This is a genomic window from Ignavibacterium sp. (genome assembly GCF_025998815.1).
Classification (GTDB): Bacteria; Bacteroidota; Ignavibacteria; order Ignavibacteriales; family Ignavibacteriaceae; genus Ignavibacterium.
Genome location: NZ_AP026678.1, coordinates 3,489,918 through 3,508,683 on the forward strand (window position 1 = coordinate 3,489,918; position 18,766 = coordinate 3,508,683).

Here is an 18,766-nt window from a genome sequence, read left to right on the forward strand (position 1 = left end):
CATTATATAATTTTCTCATCCCACAACAGATGGTCAAATGTTTCGCGACTTCGGGCAACTAAAACTTTATCTGCGTCAACTAAAATTTCTGCTGGTCTTCTTCTTGCATTATAATTTGAAGCCATAGTCATTCCATAAGCTCCGGCAGACATAATTGCAAGAAATTCTCCTGATAGAGTTTTCGTTATTTTTCTATCGCGAGCAAAATAATCTCCGGTTTCACAAACGGGACCAACTATATCAGCAACTATTTCAGTTCTGCTTTCATTTTTAACTATAGGTTGAATATGATGATATGCCTGATAAATTGTTGGTCTTAGTAAATCATTCATTGCTGCATCAACAATGATGAAATTTTTATTACCGTTTTGTTTATTGTAAAGAACTTCGGTGAGTAAAACTCCGCCGTTAGCAGTTAAAAATCTTCCTGGTTCAAAAAGAATTTTGCAATCAAGTTTTTTAAATAATGGAACTATTCTTTCAGAGAATTCTTCAATTGTAAAAGAGCTTTCATCATTATACTGAACTCCAATTCCACCGCCAACATCAAAGTGGCTGAGCTTCAGACCTTCACCACTTAGCGTAAAATATAATTCACTCATTCTCTGAATTGCTTCAACAAAAGGTTCAATGGTTGTTATTTGTGAGCCGATATGCATATCAATTCCTGTGAATTGAATATGCTTAAAATCATTTCTTCTCCGATATATCGAAAGAGCTGTTGTTGTGTCTATTCCAAATTTATTTTTTGATAATCCTGTTGAGATGTACGGATGCGTTTTAGCATCAACATCTGGATTTACCCGCAAAGCAACAGGTGCTACAAGATTCTTTTCAGAAGCAATTTTGTTTATCAGTTCTACTTCTTCTTCAGATTCTGCTTTTATCATCAGAACTTTTTTCTCTAATCCCAACCGAATTTCATCCTTTGTTTTTCCAACACCTGTTAAAATTATTTTTGAAGGCGCAACTCCTGTCTTTAATGCTCTGAATAATTCGCCTTCGGAATTCACATCAACTCCACTTCCAAGCCGGACAAAAGTGTTGATAACGCTCAAATTAAAATTTGATTTCATCGCATAAAAAATCTTATGATCGACTGCAGAGAATGCTTTTTCAAATTTCTGGTATTGATTGATGAAATGATTTTTGCTGTAAACATAGAGAGGTGTTCCGAACTGTTTAATAATTTCAATTGCTTTTATGTTTTCAATGAATAATTCATTGTTTTTGTATTTGATAAATTCTGTTTCAAAGTAATTCATAGTTTTATTTTTTATTAAAATTAAATCGTTGATAGCAGTCGTGTTTAATAGCACACAGATAAATCAAATTTAATCTGTGTTATCAGTGAAAAAATCAAATTCGATATAAGAAATTTTTAATCATACAAATAATATTTTTTTGAAATTCTTTTGAAGTTATCAATGTCTTTATTCAGATAAGGAATAATCTCTTCAACCTTTTGATTTATAATAAACTTTTCGCGAATCTTGTTTGTGCCGAGAACTTTATCAAACATATCGTTATTGCTTCCTTCTACAATTAAATTTTTTCCATACAATTCATTTACTGCCTGAAGAAAATAAAACTGAATTGGAATCAGTTCAACGATATCATAATCCAGAATATGAATTTGAATTCCGTTTAACATTTTATCTTTTCCGAAAGCGTAATATGGTTTATAAGTAATCGGTCGGAAAATTACTCCCGGCAAATTGTATGAGTTCATCTTGTTAGCTAATTCAACAGAATTAATCCACTCAGCGGCAAAAGTCTGGAAGGGAAGAGTATAACCAATTCCAATTGAAACAACTCCGCGAAGTTCACCGACAATTCCGGAAGCAGCATAATAAAATGCCGAGTAAGGATGCGGAATATGTGGCGATGTTAAAACCCACGGCAAACCGGTTTCTTCAAAATACATACTTCTGTTCCAACCTTCCATTTTAACAACTGATAATTTGCACTTAGCTTTATTGTTCAACAAACCTTCTTCATTCAATAGCATAGCTAACTCACCAACTGTTAAACCGTGTATGTATGGAATTGAAAACTGACTGACAAAAGAATAGAAACCATCCTCAACTAAGTTTCCTTCAACTCTGTTTCCACCAAGAGGATTTGGTCTGTCGAGTATAACAACTTCTTTATCATTCTCGGCTGCTGCTTCCATTACCAATCCCATAGTGCTTATGTAAGTATAAGAACGGCTACCAATATCCTGAATATCAAATACCAAGACATCAACATCTTTTAACATTTCAGTTGTTGGTTTTCTTGTCTTTCCATACAGAGAGTAGACAGGAAGTTTTGTTGTTTCATCAATATAAAAATCAACATATTCACCGGCAGAATAATTTCCTCTGACTCCGTGTTCAGGTCCGTAAAGAGCGACGAGATTTACTTCCGGAGCTTCAAATAAAATATCAATTGTTGATTTTAGTTTGCTATCCACACCGGTTGGATTTGTAACTAATCCAACTCTTTTGCCTTTCAGAATATCAAAATTTTTTTCACGCAAGACTTCAATTCCGGTTTTCACTTTTGCTTTAGTTTTCACAATCATTTTCTTTTCATGAACCATTCTTACAATAGTTCCATCTTCAATGTACTTATAAAGATCTTTTCCGGGACAGACAGTTTGATTTGTATAATCTTTATGTCCGCGAATATTCTTATCAGCTACATTGTATTTATCTTTAAGAAAAGAAATAAGATTTACCAAAGCATTAAGCTGACTTTGATTAATTTTTTGTTCCTCATAATTACCAACAACACAAATCAATGCGTGTCCTGTTACATCATAATCTGTATTTGTATCACCCGGATAATTAATTGGTCGTGTTTCATAAATATTTCCTTTGAGGTCAATCATAAAATGATAAGGAATATCAATCCATTTCTTTTCTCTTCTGCTCCAGCTCTGAAGATTTCTTAAGTACTGAATCATATCTTTATCTTCAGCGAAAAATTCTCCACCGTGATGTATTGTTATTTTATCAATTTTATGTTGAGACAAAGTTTGTGTAAGTGGTTGCCAACCCCAGTCTGAGCGCGATATAACTTTCAGGTCAGAGGGATAATGTAAATCGGAAATAATAATCATCTCAGAGGTTGTAGCGCACTGAGAGAATAAAAATACAATTAAAAGAATAGCGGGAATTTGTATAAGTTTCGTCATAGTAACTTTAAATTAAAATTGGTGTGTATTTAGTATTGATTATTTCGCCTTCCTGTAGTCCAATGCAGGAGGTATGTGTTTTATTTCTTTCGTCGGATGAATCAAATGTAACTCCGTCTTTTATATAAATAACAGTCATTGCTTCACGCATCTGATTTGTTTTGTTTTGACCTGCGCCGTGAAAAGTTAAACCAGAGTGAAATGTTGCATCTCCAGCATTTAGTGGAACAAAAACTTTTTCTTCGTTTTTAAGAAATTCAGGCTGATGAGGATTCTTGAAAATATCCACATACTCTCTAAGGTTCGGATCATTTGTTTTGGGATAAAAGTAAAGACAACCTTTTTCAACCGGAACATCAACAAGTGCGAGCCACATTGTTGAAGTAAATTGTGGTTCGTGAATAGGCCAGTAACTACAGTCCTGATGAGCATCGGTAATTCTGCCACCGGGTTCTTTGAATAATGCCTGATCGTGCCAGAGTCTGATATGTTCTGCCTGCATTAAGTCTCGAACAATTCCTGCAAATCTTTTTGCGAACACAATTTCTTTTACAGCAGGAAAATCCAAACACAAATATCCACATTGAAGGAATGATTGTTCATACTGTGATTTTTGTTTCAAATCTCTTTCATCTTTTCCTTTTCTTATAAAAACAGCAGCTTCAATAATTCTTCTCAGTTCAGTCAGATAATTTTCTTCAACAACATTTTCAATTTTTACATAACCATTGTTGTGGTAGAAATTAATTTGCTCTTTGGACAACTCTTTTGGTGTGTTAAGAAATTGTTTTAATGAATCTGATATTTCAGAATTAAGAATTTCGAAAGCTGATGATTCAGTTAATCCTTCAATTCTAACCATTGATTATTACCTGTTTATAAAAGAAAATAATTGCACAACTAATCTAAATGCATAAAAAACTTTCTTCAAATGAATTTTTACTAAGGAAGAATTAATGTGAAATATTCTATTAAAAAATTTTTTAATAACTAAAATCTTCTTTTGTATTTTTATAAAAGATAATTCGGAAAATATTATTTGGTTAAATCATCACAGAATTTTTAATAACTTCACACGGGAATCTATGGAACATCACGGTTTCCTTTCAATACTTCCACCTGTTTTAGCAATTGCACTTGCAATTAAAACTCGTCAGGTTTTTGTTTCACTTTTATTTGGAATTTGGCTGGGCTGGATAATTCTCAGCGATGGAAATTTTGTAAATGGCACAACTGCAACAGTTCAGGCACTTGTTGATGTCTTTAAAGATGCAGGAAATACAAGAACCATTATGTTCAGCAGTTTAGTTGGTGCACTGATAGCTTTTATTCAAAGGTCTGGTGGAGTATCTGGATTTGTTAAATTGATTAATAATTTTCTCGATAAACTTGAACAGAAGAAAATCGGAAACAGAAGAAAAACAGTCCAACTTATAGCGTGGGCAACAGGAGCTGCAATTTTTGTGGAATCAAGTATTAATGCTTTGACAGTTGGCACAGTGTTCAGACCAATATTTGATAAACTAAAAATACCAAGAGAAAAACTTGCCTACATTGCTGATTCAATTTCAGCACCTACTTGTATTTTAATTCCGCTGAATGCGTGGGGAGCTTATATAATGGGTTTGATTGCTGCTCAAAGTTTTGCAAATCCTCTTGAAGTTTTGGTCAAAGCTTTTCCTCTAAACTTTTATCCAATGCTTGCAATGGCGATGGTTTTATTCGTAATAATAAGTCAAAAAGATTTTGGTCCGATGAAGAAAGCAGAGAAGCGAGCAAGAGAAGAAGGTAAAGTATTGAGAGATGGAGCAATTCCATTAATTTCCGCTGATGTTGTCTCACTCGAGAAAAAAGATAATGTAAAAGAAAAAGCAATCAATATGATTCTTCCTATTTCTGTGATGGTTGGAATGATGCCTTTGATGTTGCTTTACACCGGTTGGAGTCAGGTTGAAAACATCTCATCATACAAATGGTATGAACAAATATTCTTTGCATTGGGAAAAGGTTCGGGCTCAACAGCTGTTTTATATTCTGTATTAACCGCAATTATCGTTAGCAGTGTTTTATACATCTCTCAGAAAATTTTTACTTTTTCTGAAACAATTGATCTTATATTCAAAGGAATAAGTGGTTTGATACCTTTAGCTTTGCTAATGATGTTAGCTTTTGCGATAGGAACAGTTTGTCGGGAACTCGGAACAGGTATTTACACCGCAGAACTTTCCAAACAATGGTTATCTCCGAATTTTGTTCCCGTAATTGTTTTCATTGTTGCTTGCTTTATTGCTTTTTCGACGGGAACTTCATGGGGAACTTTTGCAATTATGATTGCAATCGGAGTTCCAATGGCACAAGCGCTGGATGCAAATCTTTATCTTACAATTGCAGCAGCACTTGGAGGCGGAGTTTTCGGAGATCATTGTTCACCAATTTCTGATACTACAATTATTTCATCTATGGCTTCTGCAAGTGATCATATAGATCATGTAAAAACTCAATTGCCTTATGCGTTAACTGCGGGTGCGATTACAGCATTGTTATATTTGATTTTAGGAATAATTATTCATTAAACTGTTTATTATTCTTTCATTAATTCATAATGCTTTCTAAAATTTCTATTTTGCATTCGTCTTTTAAAAATATTTTCAGGAAAATTCTGTGAAGTACCTAATCGGAATTGATGGAGGCGGAACAAAAAGTAAATGTGTGATCACAGACTTTGAACTTAAACCACTTTATGAAGTTACAGGTGGTCCGTCCAACTTTTTAATGCTGGGAACAGATAAAGTTGCTGAAACAATTCTAAGTCTTGTCATTCAATGTGCAAATCATTTAAACCTCCGGTATGAAGATATTGCCGCAATTGTTTTGGGTACAACGGGCGGAGGCAGAAGAAATGATGCCGAAGAACTTGAGACAGCAATAACTCATCTTGCAGCTCATAAAAGAATCCCGTTAAAAAATTTTCGGGTTGAAAGTGATGCAAGAATTGCACTTGAAGGTGCGTTTAGCGGAAAACCCGGAAGTATTTTAATTGCAGGAACCGGCTCAATAATGTTCGGTAAAGACAAAGCAGGAAATATCCATCGTGTTGGAGGTTTTGGTAGATTTATTGGTGACGAAGGAAGTGGGTTCAGACTTGGTCAGAAAGGATTATCTCTTGTTGCAAAAGAATTTGACGGAAGAGGAAACAAAACTTTTATTTCAGAATTGTTAAAAGAAAAATTTAAGATTGACTCACCGGAAAGTCTTATAACTGAAATCTACCGGAACAATTTTGATATCGCTTCCGTTGCACCGTTAGTGATTGAAGCTGCACAAAGAGGAGACAATCCGGCTCAAACAATTATTGAATCAGAAGCTGATGAACTCATTCTTCATATTGATTCTATGCGAAAAAAACTTAAAGAGAAAAAATTATTTTTAGCATTGGTAGGAAGTTTAATCACAACTGAAAATTATTACTCTTTTCGTTTCAAAGAAAAAGTAGTGCAAAAGTTTGATGATGTTATAATCAAGGATGCTGAAAATCCACCTGAGATAGGTGCTGCAATAATGGCAAAACAGATTTCGTAATCAAATCAAAAAATTTTTCATCCTCGTTAAAAAGGAGACTGAATGTCAAATCAAAAAACTGAATATAGAAATCCTTGGTATTGGGTTCCAAGTTTATATTTTGCTCAAGGCATTCCTTATGTAATGGTGATGTCAGTTTCTGTTATGATGTATAAAAGATTAGGAGTTTCGAATACCGACATCGCATTTTTTACCAGCTTACTTTACTTTCCATGGTTTTTGAAGTTTGCGTGGGGACCTTTTGTCGATATGTTCAAAACAAAAAGGTTCTGGACAGTTACGATGCAGTTTTTTGTTGCAGCTGCTCTGTTTGGAATAGCACTAAGTTTACCAACTTCATATTTCTGGCATCTGACTTTATTTGTCTTCGCATTGATGGCATTCAGTTCTGCTACTCATGATATTGCTGCAGATGGATTTTATATGCTCAGTCTTCCTCAAAAAGATCAGGCAGCGTTTGTTGGTGTTAGAAGTACTTTCTATCGTGTAGCAACAATCGTTGGTTCAGGTTTGCTTGTGATAATTGCAGGCGAATTGGAAGGAAAGCTCGGAATCAAAGGTGCCTGGTCTGTTGTTTTTATTGTGATGGGAATACTCTTTTTAATTCTGTTTCTTTACCACAAATTTATTTTACCATATCCACTTGAGGATAAAGGAACATTAGCTGATAAAAAATTATCTGCCAAACAGATTTTACTTCTGATTGGTGGATTTCTTTTGGTTGCAGTTTCATTTTTTATTCTTTATGAAATTCTGAACTTCTTCCTTTCTTTAATGAATATTTCATCAATGGGAAAAACTATTACGAGTACTATTCTTCTCGTGATACTTGCAGTGGTTTTATTCAGAACAATTGTTGCTGCACAAGTTGATAAGTTTGAAAACTCAGGAAATAAAAATGATGCTTTTACTCCTTTTATCGAGTTCCTGAAAGCATTCGTAGTCTTTATGCGTAAGAAAGATATATGGATAATACTTGCATTTCTTCTTTTCTTCAGATTTGCAGAAGCCCAACTTGTTAAACTTGTTCAACCGTTTTTATTAGATCCTCGCGATAAAGGTGGACTTGGATTAACTACTTCCGAAGTCGGTATTGTCTATGGAACAATCGGTGTTTTGGCTTTAACAGCTGGTGGTTTGCTTGGCGGTTATGTTATTTCAAAAAAGGGATTGAAGTGGTGGTTATGGCCAATGGTTCTTATTATGCATTTACCAGATTTGGTTTTTGTTTATTTATCACAAACACAGCCGACGAATCTTTTTATAATCAGTGCAGCAGTAGCATTTGAACAATTTGGTTACGGATTTGGCTTCACTGCATATATGATGTATATGATTATGATTTCACAGGGAGAGCATAAAACAGCACACTATGCAATTTGCACTGGTATTATGGCGCTTGGAATGATGATTCCCGGTATGTTCAGTGGTGCTTTACAGGAAGCCATTGGATACTCTAATTTCTTTTTGTGGGTTGTGGCTTCAACTATTCCGGGTTTCATCGTTACAGCTTTAGTAAAAATTGATCCGGAGTTTGGAATTAAAGCAGATAAAAAATAATTCTCAAATCTAATCAGGAGAGTAAAATGAGAAATATCATATCAAAAGTTTTTTTATTAACATTCATTTCAACGGTTATGCTTGCACAAACTATTTCGAACAATCCTTTTTTTGAAGAGTGGAAAACTCCTTTTCAAACTCCACCATTCAGTAAAATAAAGAATGAACATTTTCTTCCCGTACTTGAAGAAGGAATTAAACAACAAAGAGCAGAGTTGGAACAAATTATCAATAATCCCGAAGCTCCAACTTTTCAAAACACAATTGCTGCTCTTGAAAAAAGCGGAAAGTTGTTAACAAAAGTTTCAAGAGTGTTTTTTAATCTCACAAGTGCAAATACCAATGATGAACTTCAGAAAGTAGCCGAAACAATTACTCCGCAATTGACAAAACTGAACAATGATATTTATCTGAATGAAAAACTCTATCAGAGAATAAAAACAATTTACGATCAGAGGGAATCACTTAATTTGAACAAAGAAGAACTACGTTTGCTGGAAAATTATTACACTGATTTTACCCGCGCTGGAATCGGATTAAGTGAAGATAAAAAGAAAAGATTAAGAGAAATAAATGAGCAATTAAGCTCTCTTCAGTTAAAGTTCGGTGATAATCTGAGAAAGGAAACTAATGCATTGGGACTCGTAGTTGATAAAGAAGAAGATTTAACAGGATTGCCTGATGCAGTAATAAAAGCAGCCGCAGAACTTGCAGAAGCTAATGGTTTGAAAGGGAAGTGGGCTTTTAATCTTCAGAGACCAAGCTGGACGCCGTTCCTTCAATATTCACAAAAAAGAGAATTGAGAGAGAAATTATACAAAGCATACATCAACAGAGGTAATAACAATAACGAATTTGACAATAAAGAAATCATAAAGAAAATCGTTGCATTGAGAATTGAAAAAGCAAAGCTACTCGGGTATGAAACCTATGCTCACTTCAAACTTGAAAAGAATATGGCAAAAACTCCTGAAAATGTTTTAAAGTTTTTAAATGAGCTTTGGCTTCCTTCAATCAATCAGGCAAAAGTTGAAGCTGCTGAAATGCAAAAATTAATTAATGACGAGGGTGGAAAATTCAAATTAGCCGCCTGGGACTGGTGGTACTATGCTGAAAAAGTTAAGAAAGCAAAATACGCTCTTGATGAAGAAATGCTCAGACCTTATTTCAAAATGGAAAATGTTCGTAAAGGTGCTTTTGATGTTGCAAGTAAGTTATATGGAATTAAATTCATTAAAAGGAATGACATTGAAGTTTATGACAACGATGTAGAAGTTTATGAAGTTCAGGAAGCAGATGGCTCTTTAGTCGGAATTCTTTATACAGATTACTATCCAAGAAACGGAAAACGTGCCGGAGCGTGGATGAGTTACTACCGCGGACAATCAAATATGGATGGTGAAATGATTTATCCGCTTGTTGTTAATGTCGGTAACTTCACAAAGCCAACTTCCGATAAACCAGCTCTGCTTAGCTTTGATGATGTTAATACTTTATTTCATGAATTCGGTCATGCTTTGAATGGTTTATTTGCTCGATCAACTTATCCCGGTTCAAAACGATCTCCGGTTGACTTCGTTGAACTTCCGTCTCAGATAATGGAAAATTGGGCATCACATCCGGATGTACTTAAAATGTACGCAAGACATTATCAGACAAATGAACCAATTCCTGATGAGTTGATACAAAAAATTCAGAACTCGCAATACTTCAACAAAGGATTTGAGCAAACCGAATATCTGGCTGCATCTTTTCTTGATATGGATTGGCATACACTAAATCAACCAACTGAAACAGATGTAAATAAATTTGAAGAAGAAAGTTTAAACAGAATTGGTTTGATTCCTGAAATCGCTTCAAGATATCAAAGCACCAACTTCAACCATATTTTTGGTGGAGATGGATACTCAGCAGGATATTATGGTTATAGCTGGGCAGCTGTTCTTGATGCTGATGCATTCGAAGCATTTCTTGAAACAGATTTATTTAATCAGGAAGTTGCTGAATCATTCAGAAAAAATATTCTTGAGAAAAGCGGAAGCGATGATCCAATGGAATTGTATAAAAAATTCAGAGGCAGAGAACCAAAGGTTGATGCATTACTTAAGAGATTGGGATTTAAGAAGTAAAATCATATTTAGAAAGTGGAGACGAGCCATTGGCTCGTCTCATAAAATATAGTAAAGATCAGAAGATTAAGTTCATAACTTATCTAAAACAGAGACGACTCATTGAGTCGTCTTCACATTATAAAACTCATTATCCATTATCCTTTCAATTCCATTTTTACCAACTGAAGATAAAATTCTCTTTGCTCTTATGAATGCATTATCGCGATACTCACTGTAATATGGTTTTGTTTTATTAAAACTATTAATTCTTACTCTACCTGATGCGTGAATGAAATCGCCGTCACCAATATAAATTGCAACATGAGTAATTCTTTCTTTCTTCTCGCCATTCGCTTTAGAACCAAAGAAAAGTAAATCACCGGCTTGCAGATTTTCCCAACCATTGGTTGTTTCAACTAATTCACCGGTATTAACTTGTTGTGAAGCATCTCTTAGTAAAATAATTCCGTTCAGAAAATAAACTGTCTTAGTGAATCCGCTACAATCCATTCCTTTAGCTGAGGTTCCGCCCCACAAATATGGAACTCCCATAAATCTGTATGCAGTGCTTAGTATATCTTCGCCGGTTGGATTTAGCTTTTTATACCATTCATCAAATCTTTCCGATTCTGATTTAAGAACATAAGCAATTCGTTTATCCGGAAATTCAACCTGATAAAAATCATTTTCTTCGGACAATAACTTGAGAAGATTTCCTGCAACTAAATCAGAGATATGTTGTGATTTTATATCTGCAGTTTCATAAGCCCACCCGAATTCATTTGTATAAATTATCTTTTCTGATTTTTTCCATTCGTTCCATTCATTTTCATTCATCATCTGAAACCCATCATCATCAAGCCAGGATATGTAACCATCTGGAGTCTGAACAAGATAATAACCCCATTGTCCTTTCTTCAAAATTTGAATTGGTGTGCCAAGCAAAGATTGAGTGGAAAGTTCTGCCGGATGATCAGGATTTGTTCTGATGTTTGAAACAGAAAGATTTACAACTCCGTAAATTTTATCGCCCAATTGCTTTGATGGAAGTAATTCAATTTTATCTTCATACTTTATCGCTTCCGCATCAAGTGTTTTGATAAGAAAATTCTTTGCCTCAGGAAGATTGGTTTCACCTTTTATAATTATTTTCTTCTCGGGCTGCTCAACTTCAATATTGAATACAGCTACTCTTTTGTCAGGTGCGAATTTTTCTTTTACATCTTTTATAATCGATTTTACTTTTTCCATATCAGGATTCACCTGTGATAAAATATTATTTGAAAGAATTGATAAAACAAAAACTATTGTTAAAAATTTTTTCATAAAAAATTCCTCTGACTTTATTTTGGTTCAATGTAATCAACTTCCATATGATAATCCCATTTGTCAAAATATAAATTTCCACCACGCCATTCTAATTCACCTCTCTGAAAATCAACGGTTTCACTTCTCGGGAAAATTTTTGCCGGGAACAATGGAGTTGAGTATTCGTCATTTATTATCAAGTGGTAAGGGTCAATGCTTCCGAGGAAAAAATATTTTTCATTATCTTCTTCAGAATCTACCATACCAAATGACTGATCAACGGGAACCCATCCATAACCTTCAAGATAAATTTCGCACCAGTCGTGAAGATTTACTTCACCCGGATGAAGCATCCATCCACTTTGCCATTTAGCAGGAATTCCATTGAATCTGCAAAGAGTCATAAACAAAAGTGTTTTAATTCCGCAATCGCCGTGTTTTCTGTTAATGCAATACTCGGATATATTTTCTATTGTTGAATATTCTCTCGCTTCGGCCCACGGAATATTTATTGAAATCCATGTGAATATTTTCTTAGCAATTAGGTAAGGATTTTTTTCATCACCCACAATTTCTTTTGAGAGATTTTTGATTTTATCAGTGAATACAATATGCGGAGCTTTTTCAGCGGTAAAAGTTTTGTATAAACCAGAATTTTTGTTGTAGGGTTTTACAAAATCAGGATCAATAAAATTTACTTCAGCGTAATTTGTAACTTCAAGTGCGATGTTAAAAACAGTTGTTTGATCTTTTTGTGCGACTTTTTCAAAATAAATTGTTCGTTGCAAGTTATCATTGCTTGCGATTACATACTCATCTGAGTTTATTCCCAGCAATTTAATATTCTTCTGTCTTTCGTGACCTTCTCTTGGAAATGGTAACCAACATCTTATCACTTCACCAGGCGGAACTACATTTGGTTCAACAGTAACCTTATAATTTAATTTGAATGTAACCGGCTTTACAAGTTTTTCCTGAGAATTGGCTGATTCATCAAGAACTTCTGGAATATAGGATTCAAGAAAAACATCAAGAGGGTCTTTCTTAAAACCATCTACCAATTCTTTCTGCTTTTTTGCTTCTTTATTTATCCTGAAAAGATTTGATGCTGCTCTAGCGAAGTACCATTTTTTACCATCAATTACTTTGAACTCAAGTGAGCCATCTTCCTCCCATTTTTGCAAATCCGATTCAGTTGCATTCGGATAATACTTTCTGACATACTTCAATATGTCATCAGCAGTTTTGTTAAAATCTTTTCTGATTCTTTCAAGTCGTTCTTTTTCAAACTGAAGTTGAAATATTTCTTCGTGCAATAAGTTCATTGTTTTAATTTTTTCATCGATAAGTTTAGTTGCTATGGTAAATTCACCTGCTTTAACAAGCTCATTAACATCATCGAATTTTGTTTGTGGAAGAATAAAAGTTGATAACATAATTGTTAGAATGATTGTTTTCATATCAGTTCTATCGGGTTTGAATAAATTATTTTTTGCTCTTTGGTAAAATTAAAGTAATTCCATATAAAATTTCAGGAATATTATACGATATTGAGAACACGGATTTAACTTATCTAACTTATTAAAACGGATAATATTCAATTTCATTTTACTTATTTTTGAGTTGTAATTATTCTTCATTGGAGATAATATGAAACCTTCCGAACGATTAGTCTCTCTTGATGTGTTCAGGGGAATTACAATTATGGGGATGATTTTGGTTAATAATCCGGGAACCTGGAGTGCTGTTTATCCGCAGTTGCTTCACGCGGAATGGCATGGATGTACATTTACTGATTTGATATTTCCGTTTTTCCTTTTCATCGTTGGTGTTGCGATTTCATACTCATTAACCAAGCGCAAAGCTCAGGGCGGAAGTATGAAATCACTTTATCTTAATATTATCAGAAGAACTGTAATTTTGTTTTTGCTTGGAATAATTCTGAACGGATTTCCTTTCGGTTTATTATTCGGTCATCAGTTTTCGTGGGAGACTTTAAGAATTCCCGGAGTGCTGCAGAGAATTGCAATCGTTTATTGTGTGGCAGCATTTTTATTTTTAACCACTTCAACAAAGTTTCAGTATTGGTTTACTGCAGCGATATTAATTCTTTATGCTGCTGTTATGAGTTTTATTCCTGTACCCGGAGTTGGTTATGCTAATTTCGAACCAGGAAAAAATTTATCTGCGTGGATTGATCAGATGATTTTAGGTGCGCATTTGTGGAGTGGAACAAAGTTGTGGGATCCGGAAGGAATTCTTTCAACAATTCCTGCTATCGGTTCTGCTATGCTTGGTATTTTTACCGGCAACTGGTTAAGGAGTGAAAATGATCAGAAAGAAAAAGTAGTTTATCTGTTTATTTGGGCGAATGTTTTAATGATTGCCGGTTGGATCTGGAGTTTCTGGTTTCCGCTGAATAAAAATTTGTGGACAAGCTCCTATGTACTTTGGACTGCCGGACTTGCTTTGCATTTTCTCGGATTTTGCTATTGGTTTATTGATGTGAAAAAAATTACCTGGTGGACAAAACCATTTTTAGTTTATGGTATGAATGCAATTACTGTTTTCTTTCTCTCAGGCATTTTAGGCAGAATTATGTATATGGTAAAATGGACAGCTGAAGATGGAAAAGTTTTTACAATTAAATCATATTTATTTGAAACATTTTTCCTTTCCTGGTTAGAACCAATTAATGCATCACTTGCCTGGGCAATATTTTATATTTTATTCTGGCTTGGCTTGATGTGGATTCTTTACGCAAAGAAAATTTTTATAAAAGTTTGATGAAAGCTGAATAACTGAAATTATTTTTTAATTTTCTGGAAAAGAATTAGTTATTAAGTTGGACAAAAAATTAAGGTGATTTATGAGAAAAGTAATTCAATTTTCTATTTACAAAGGTGATTTATATTATATCGCTGAAGGGTTTAATATTCCTGTTGTAACTCAGGGTAAAACATTAGATGAATTGATAAATAATCTTAAGGAATCGCTTAAGTTGTTTCTTGAAGATGAAGATTTATCCAAATATGATATTCAGACTAATCCCGCTATAATTGCTAATATTGAATTGAACAACCTTATCTATGCCTAAGTTAAAAGTTCTTTCAGGAATAGATTTAATTAAGTTATTTGAGGATTTTGGTTTTTCTGTAATCTCTCAAAAAGGAAGTCATATTAAAATTTTATGATTGCATCAAGGTAAAAGACAAGTTTTAGTTTTTCCTAACCATAAAGAGATTGATAAAGGAACACTAAAAGCAATTTATAGACAAGCAACTAAGTATATTCCGGAAAGTGAACTCAGAGGACAATTTTATTATGAATAGCCTTTTGTTTGATGATCAATATTTAATGAGAGCATTGGTGAATTTATGCTTTCCATCTGGTTTGTGTAATTAGTTAAATAGATTTCACTCTTAGCAGAAAATAATATGAAAAAAATTCTACTGTTCCTTTTATTCACTCAAACTTTCTTTCCTCAAACTGATCTTTATCATAAAATATCACAAATGATAATGGTTGGATTTTCAGGCAAAACATTAAGCGATTCAGTTATTATAAATGATTTGCAAAACAGGGGAGTAGGAAGTGTAATTTTATTTGGTGGGAATATTGAATCACCAACTCAACTTAACCAACTTACAACTCAGCTTCATAATCTTTCTTCAACTCCATTATTTATTGCAATTGATCAGGAAGGTGGAAGGATTGCACGATTAAGAGAAACAAATGGTTACACTTCAACTTATTCTGCTTTTCAGATAGGAACAATTTTTAACGATGAAAACATTAACAGAAGCTGGGCATCTTTAATGGCTGGCTGGTTGAAAGATGCTAAAATAACTCTTAACCTCGCACCAGTTGCCGATGTAAATGTTAATCCTGAAAGTCCTGCAATCGGATATCTTGACAGAAGTTTTTCACGCATTCCGGATACCGTATTTAATCATTGTTCGTGGTTTATAGATGAGTTTCATCAGAAAAATATTTTCAACTGTCTGAAACATTTTCCCGGACACGGAAGTGCATCAACAGATTCTCATCTCGGTTTTACCGACATTACCAATACCTGGGCAGATTCAGAATTAATTCCATATAAAAGATTGATACAAAATGGATATGATGATTTTGTAATGAGCGGACATCTTTTCAATGCTCAGATTGATTCGGTCTATCCGGCATCTCTTTCAAATAAAACTTTAACCGGTTTGCTTCGCGATTCACTCGGATTTGATGGATTGATTATTACGGATGGAATGTTTATGGGTGCTATCTCAAATAATTACTCATTTGATGAAGCTGTGGAACTTGCAATCAATGCCGGAAACGATATTCTTCTTTATACAACAAATAAGCTTTCAGGTAAATCGCTTGTTGATAGCGTTGTTGGAATTGTAATGAATAAAATTTCCGAAGGTAAAATAACTGAGCAAAGAATTGATGAGTCGTATAACAGAATTATTCAGAAGAAACAACAACTAACAAATGTTCATCAGGATATTATTCAATTTGTTCCGGATGATTTTGAATTACTCAATTATCCTAATCCATTTAATTCTCAAACAAATATTGTTGTTAAAATTCCGACAGATGGAAATCTTTCTGTTCAGGTATTCAATATTGTGGGAGAAGAAGTTGCTGAATTAATGAATGAGTATAAAACAGCAGGAATTTATAAATTTTCTTTTAATGCCAATGAGCTTGCCTCAGGAATATATTTCATAAGAATGAAAATGCAGAATAAAATACTGAATCATAAAGTCGTTTTACTCAAATAATTTTTAACAAAGGATTAATGAATGATTAAATATTTTTTAATTGTAATGTTTGCAATGAATATCTTCGCACAACAAAAAGAACTGAAAACAGTTGATTATGTTGATTTGAAAAAATATGCCGGGCTTTGGTATGAAGTAGCAAAAATTCCAAATCGTTTTCAAAGTCAATGTGTTAAAGGAACAACAGCCAGATACACACTTAAAGAAAACGGAGAGATTGAAGTAGTTAACTCTTGTTTTGATGAAGATGGAGATTTGGATAAAACAGAAGGCGTTGCAAGAGTTGTTGATAAGAAATCAAATGCAAAGCTCGAAGTAAGTTTTTTCAGCATACTCGGATGGCGACCTGTTTGGGGCGATTATTGGATAATCGGACTTGATGAAAATTATCAGTGGGCAATTGTTGGAACTCCGACCAGAAAGTACGGCTGGATATTAGCCCGTCAGCCAAAACTAGATAACGAGACTCTGGAAAAAATATATTCAATTCTGAAAGAACAAGGATATAATCCACAGGACTTTAAGTGAAAATATTTTAATGAGACGAGTGATCTGCTCGTCTCATTATTTATAATAAGTAAGGTTTGATAATTTTCAGTTTAATAATTTATCTCTCCAAAAACATTGGTGCCCCAGGACCAACCGGAATCCCAAGCGCAAACCAAACAATGAATAATATAGTCCATATAATGAAAAATATTACTGTATAAGGAACCATAGTTGCAATCAAAGTTCCTATACCTGCTTTGGGAACGTACTTTCCAACAAATGCAATTATTAATGCAAAGTAAGACATCATTGGTGAAATAATATTTGTTACACTATCACCAACTCTGTAAGCTGCCTGCACAAGTTCAGGGGAATATCCAAGCAACATAAACATTGGAATAAACACAGGAGCCATAACCGCCCATTTTGCTGATGCACTTCCGATGAACAGATTAATTATTGCCGAAATAATTATAAATGAAATAAGTAGTGGAATCGGACCTAATCCTGATGATTTCAAAAAGTTTGCACCTTCTACTGCGACTATTAAACCGAGATTTGTCCAATTGAAAAACGCAACAAACTGAGCAGCGAAAAACACCAGCACGATGTAAGAACCAAGTGTCTCCATAGATTTATTCATTCCTTTAATGGCATCATTATCAGATTTAATTGTTTTAGCACCTATTCCATAAGCCAGACCAACAATTACACCACCAAAGAAAATGAATGTAACAATTCCGCTTAAGAAAGGAGATTTAAGTATTCCTTGTGTTTTTGGATCTCTCAAAAAACCATTCTCAGGAATTAAGCCGGCAAGAATTACCGCAGAAAAAATTAAAGTTGCAAATCCTGCATACCATAAACCTCTTATTTCATCTTTTGACAATGGTTTAATCTCTTCTGCCTTAACGCTTCCTTCATATTTACCAAGTCGCGGAACAATAATTCTTTCAGTAACCCAGGTTCCTGCAGCAGCTATAAAGAAAGTTGAAACAAACATAAAATAATAATTTGCAGCTGCATTAACTTCATAAGATTTATCAATAATGTGAGCAGCTTCCTGAGTGAGTCCGGCAAGAAGCGGATCGATAGTTCCAAGTAAGAGATTCGCGCTGTAACCACCTGAAACTCCGGCAAACGCTGCAGCCAAACCTGCAATCGGATGTCTTCCTGCAGCAAGAAAAATTATTGCTGATAAAGGAACAAGTAAAACATATCCGATTTCACTTGCAGTGTTCGAAAGAATTCCGGCAAAAACAATTACAAATGTCAGAAGTTTTTTAGGCGATTTCAGAACAAGCAAACGAAGTACAGTTCCAATCAAACCACTATGTTCTGCAACAGCTATTCCAAGCAGCGATACAAGCACAGTTCCAAGAGGTGCGAATGAAGTGAAGTTAGTAATAAGATTAAGAATTATTTTGTGAAGACCTTCAACCGACATAAGATTTACCGGTCTTATTTCTTTTCCTGTTCCCGGATGAATAACGGAAAAATCAAACTGACTGACTATCCACGAAAGGACAATAACTGCTAGAGCAAATATTGCAAAAAGTGTTGTTGGATTTGGTAATTTATTTCCCACACTTTCCACAATACCAAGAAATTTTTCAAGATATTTATTAGTCTTATTCTGAGTTTCTGCCATAATGCTTCCTGTATTGTTATCGGATTGTTATAAAGCTTAGATAATTATTTTGTAATATATAAAAAATGATGGAGTAAACGAGAGAAAAAAATCAGGTAGG

The 18,766-nt window shown here is 34.1% G+C and carries 15 protein-coding genes and 1 pseudogene; 9 read left to right on the forward strand and 7 right to left on the reverse strand.

Going from position 1 to position 18,766, the window contains the following annotated elements:
- Positions 1 to 2: 2 nt before the first annotated feature.
- The 4 genes and pseudogenes from lysA to Q0X14_RS15325 all read right to left on the reverse strand — a co-directional run bounded on the left by lysA (position 3) and on the right by Q0X14_RS15325 (position 4,046).
- A complete protein-coding gene (gene lysA, locus Q0X14_RS15315) occupies positions 3 to 1,265 on the reverse strand; it encodes a diaminopimelate decarboxylase (protein ID WP_297840548.1) in 1,263 nt (420 codons plus the stop codon).
- 116 nt (positions 1,266 to 1,381) lie between these two features.
- Positions 1,382 to 2,587: a DUF1343 domain-containing protein gene (locus Q0X14_RS15320; RefSeq protein WP_366522817.1), complete on the reverse strand. Its 1,206-nt coding sequence runs from the start codon at positions 2,585 to 2,587 to the stop codon at positions 1,382 to 1,384.
- 51 nt (positions 2,588 to 2,638) lie between these two features.
- Positions 2,639 to 3,184: pseudogene (locus Q0X14_RS15665) on the reverse strand (peptidoglycan recognition family protein); the annotation flags it as partial.
- Between the two features lie 7 nt (positions 3,185 to 3,191).
- A complete protein-coding gene (locus tag Q0X14_RS15325) occupies positions 3,192 to 4,046 on the reverse strand; it encodes a phytanoyl-CoA dioxygenase family protein (RefSeq protein ID WP_297840554.1) in 855 nt (284 codons plus the stop codon).
- 223 nt (positions 4,047 to 4,269) lie between these two features.
- Between Q0X14_RS15325 and Q0X14_RS15330 the strand changes: the two genes are divergently transcribed.
- The 4 genes from Q0X14_RS15330 to Q0X14_RS15345 all read left to right on the forward strand — a co-directional run bounded on the left by Q0X14_RS15330 (position 4,270) and on the right by Q0X14_RS15345 (position 10,452).
- Positions 4,270 to 5,757, forward strand: coding sequence for a Na+/H+ antiporter NhaC family protein (locus Q0X14_RS15330; protein WP_297840557.1), 1,488 nt, complete (start codon positions 4,270 to 4,272; stop codon positions 5,755 to 5,757).
- 88 nt (positions 5,758 to 5,845) lie between these two features.
- Positions 5,846 to 6,763 carry a BadF/BadG/BcrA/BcrD ATPase family protein gene (locus Q0X14_RS15335; RefSeq protein WP_297840560.1) on the forward strand — a complete coding sequence of 306 codons (918 nt, stop codon included), beginning with the start codon at positions 5,846 to 5,848 and terminating at the stop codon, positions 6,761 to 6,763.
- A 42-nt stretch (positions 6,764 to 6,805) separates the two neighbouring features.
- Positions 6,806 to 8,323, forward strand: coding sequence for an MFS transporter (locus tag Q0X14_RS15340; RefSeq protein ID WP_297840563.1), 1,518 nt, complete (start codon positions 6,806 to 6,808; stop codon positions 8,321 to 8,323).
- 26 nt (positions 8,324 to 8,349) lie between these two features.
- Positions 8,350 to 10,452 (forward strand): M3 family metallopeptidase, encoded by a 2,103-nt coding sequence (locus Q0X14_RS15345; protein WP_297840566.1) that lies wholly within the window; start codon positions 8,350 to 8,352, stop codon positions 10,450 to 10,452.
- A 99-nt stretch (positions 10,453 to 10,551) separates the two neighbouring features.
- Here the strand turns inward: Q0X14_RS15345 and Q0X14_RS15350 are convergent, their stop codons facing one another.
- Positions 10,552 to 11,760, reverse strand: coding sequence for a C40 family peptidase (locus tag Q0X14_RS15350; protein WP_297840569.1), 1,209 nt, complete (start codon positions 11,758 to 11,760; stop codon positions 10,552 to 10,554).
- A 17-nt stretch (positions 11,761 to 11,777) separates the two neighbouring features.
- Positions 11,778 to 13,202 (reverse strand): transglutaminase-like domain-containing protein, encoded by a 1,425-nt coding sequence (locus Q0X14_RS15355; protein ID WP_297840572.1) that lies wholly within the window; start codon positions 13,200 to 13,202, stop codon positions 11,778 to 11,780.
- 190 nt (positions 13,203 to 13,392) lie between these two features.
- Between Q0X14_RS15355 and Q0X14_RS15360 the strand changes: the two genes are divergently transcribed.
- The 5 genes from Q0X14_RS15360 to Q0X14_RS15375 all read left to right on the forward strand — a co-directional run bounded on the left by Q0X14_RS15360 (position 13,393) and on the right by Q0X14_RS15375 (position 17,054).
- Entirely contained in the window at positions 13,393 to 14,529 is a 1,137-nt protein-coding gene (locus Q0X14_RS15360; RefSeq protein WP_297840574.1) for a DUF5009 domain-containing protein, read from the forward strand.
- Positions 14,530 to 14,611: 82 nt separating this feature from the next.
- Positions 14,612 to 14,839, forward strand: a complete 228-nt coding sequence (locus tag Q0X14_RS15365; RefSeq protein WP_297840576.1) for a hypothetical protein — start codon at positions 14,612 to 14,614, stop codon at positions 14,837 to 14,839.
- A gap of 97 nt (positions 14,840 to 14,936) precedes the next feature.
- On the forward strand, positions 14,937 to 15,074 hold the full coding sequence (locus tag Q0X14_RS15670; RefSeq protein ID WP_366522784.1) for a type II toxin-antitoxin system HicA family toxin: 138 nt from the start codon (positions 14,937 to 14,939) through the stop codon (positions 15,072 to 15,074).
- Between the two features lie 105 nt (positions 15,075 to 15,179).
- Positions 15,180 to 16,526: a glycoside hydrolase family 3 N-terminal domain-containing protein gene (locus Q0X14_RS15370; protein ID WP_297840579.1), complete on the forward strand. Its 1,347-nt coding sequence runs from the start codon at positions 15,180 to 15,182 to the stop codon at positions 16,524 to 16,526.
- A 21-nt stretch (positions 16,527 to 16,547) separates the two neighbouring features.
- Positions 16,548 to 17,054 carry a lipocalin family protein gene (locus Q0X14_RS15375; RefSeq protein WP_297840582.1) on the forward strand — a complete coding sequence of 169 codons (507 nt, stop codon included), beginning with the start codon at positions 16,548 to 16,550 and terminating at the stop codon, positions 17,052 to 17,054.
- Between the two features lie 79 nt (positions 17,055 to 17,133).
- Here Q0X14_RS15375 and Q0X14_RS15380 read toward each other — a convergent pair whose 3' ends face one another.
- Complete coding sequence (locus tag Q0X14_RS15380; RefSeq protein WP_297840585.1) at positions 17,134 to 18,666, reverse strand: AbgT family transporter; 1,533 nt, start codon at positions 18,664 to 18,666, stop codon at positions 17,134 to 17,136.
- Positions 18,667 to 18,766 lie beyond the last annotated feature (100 nt).

Excerpts from the sequence above, each read along its gene's own strand:
- lysA (WP_297840548.1), bottom strand. The coding sequence starts at position 1,265 with ATGAATTACTTTGAAACAGAATTTATCAAATACAAAAACAATGAATTA.
- Q0X14_RS15320 (WP_366522817.1), bottom strand. The coding sequence starts at position 2,587 with ATGGTTCATGAAAAGAAAATGATTGTGAAAACTAAAGCAAAAGTGAAA.
- Q0X14_RS15325 (WP_297840554.1), bottom strand. The coding sequence starts at position 4,046 with ATGGTTAGAATTGAAGGATTAACTGAATCATCAGCTTTCGAAATTCTT.
- Q0X14_RS15330 (WP_297840557.1), top strand. The coding sequence starts at position 4,270 with ATGGAACATCACGGTTTCCTTTCAATACTTCCACCTGTTTTAGCAATT.
- Q0X14_RS15340 (WP_297840563.1), top strand. The coding sequence starts at position 6,806 with ATGTCAAATCAAAAAACTGAATATAGAAATCCTTGGTATTGGGTTCCA.
- Q0X14_RS15345 (WP_297840566.1), top strand. The coding sequence starts at position 8,350 with ATGAGAAATATCATATCAAAAGTTTTTTTATTAACATTCATTTCAACG.
- Q0X14_RS15350 (WP_297840569.1), bottom strand. The coding sequence starts at position 11,760 with ATGAAAAAATTTTTAACAATAGTTTTTGTTTTATCAATTCTTTCAAAT.
- Q0X14_RS15355 (WP_297840572.1), bottom strand. The coding sequence starts at position 13,202 with ATGAAAACAATCATTCTAACAATTATGTTATCAACTTTTATTCTTCCA.
- Q0X14_RS15360 (WP_297840574.1), top strand. The coding sequence starts at position 13,393 with ATGAAACCTTCCGAACGATTAGTCTCTCTTGATGTGTTCAGGGGAATT.
- Q0X14_RS15365 (WP_297840576.1), top strand. The coding sequence starts at position 14,612 with ATGAGAAAAGTAATTCAATTTTCTATTTACAAAGGTGATTTATATTAT.
- Q0X14_RS15370 (WP_297840579.1), top strand. The coding sequence starts at position 15,180 with ATGAAAAAAATTCTACTGTTCCTTTTATTCACTCAAACTTTCTTTCCT.
- Q0X14_RS15375 (WP_297840582.1), top strand. The coding sequence starts at position 16,548 with ATGATTAAATATTTTTTAATTGTAATGTTTGCAATGAATATCTTCGCA.
- Q0X14_RS15380 (WP_297840585.1), bottom strand. The coding sequence starts at position 18,666 with ATGGCAGAAACTCAGAATAAGACTAATAAATATCTTGAAAAATTTCTT.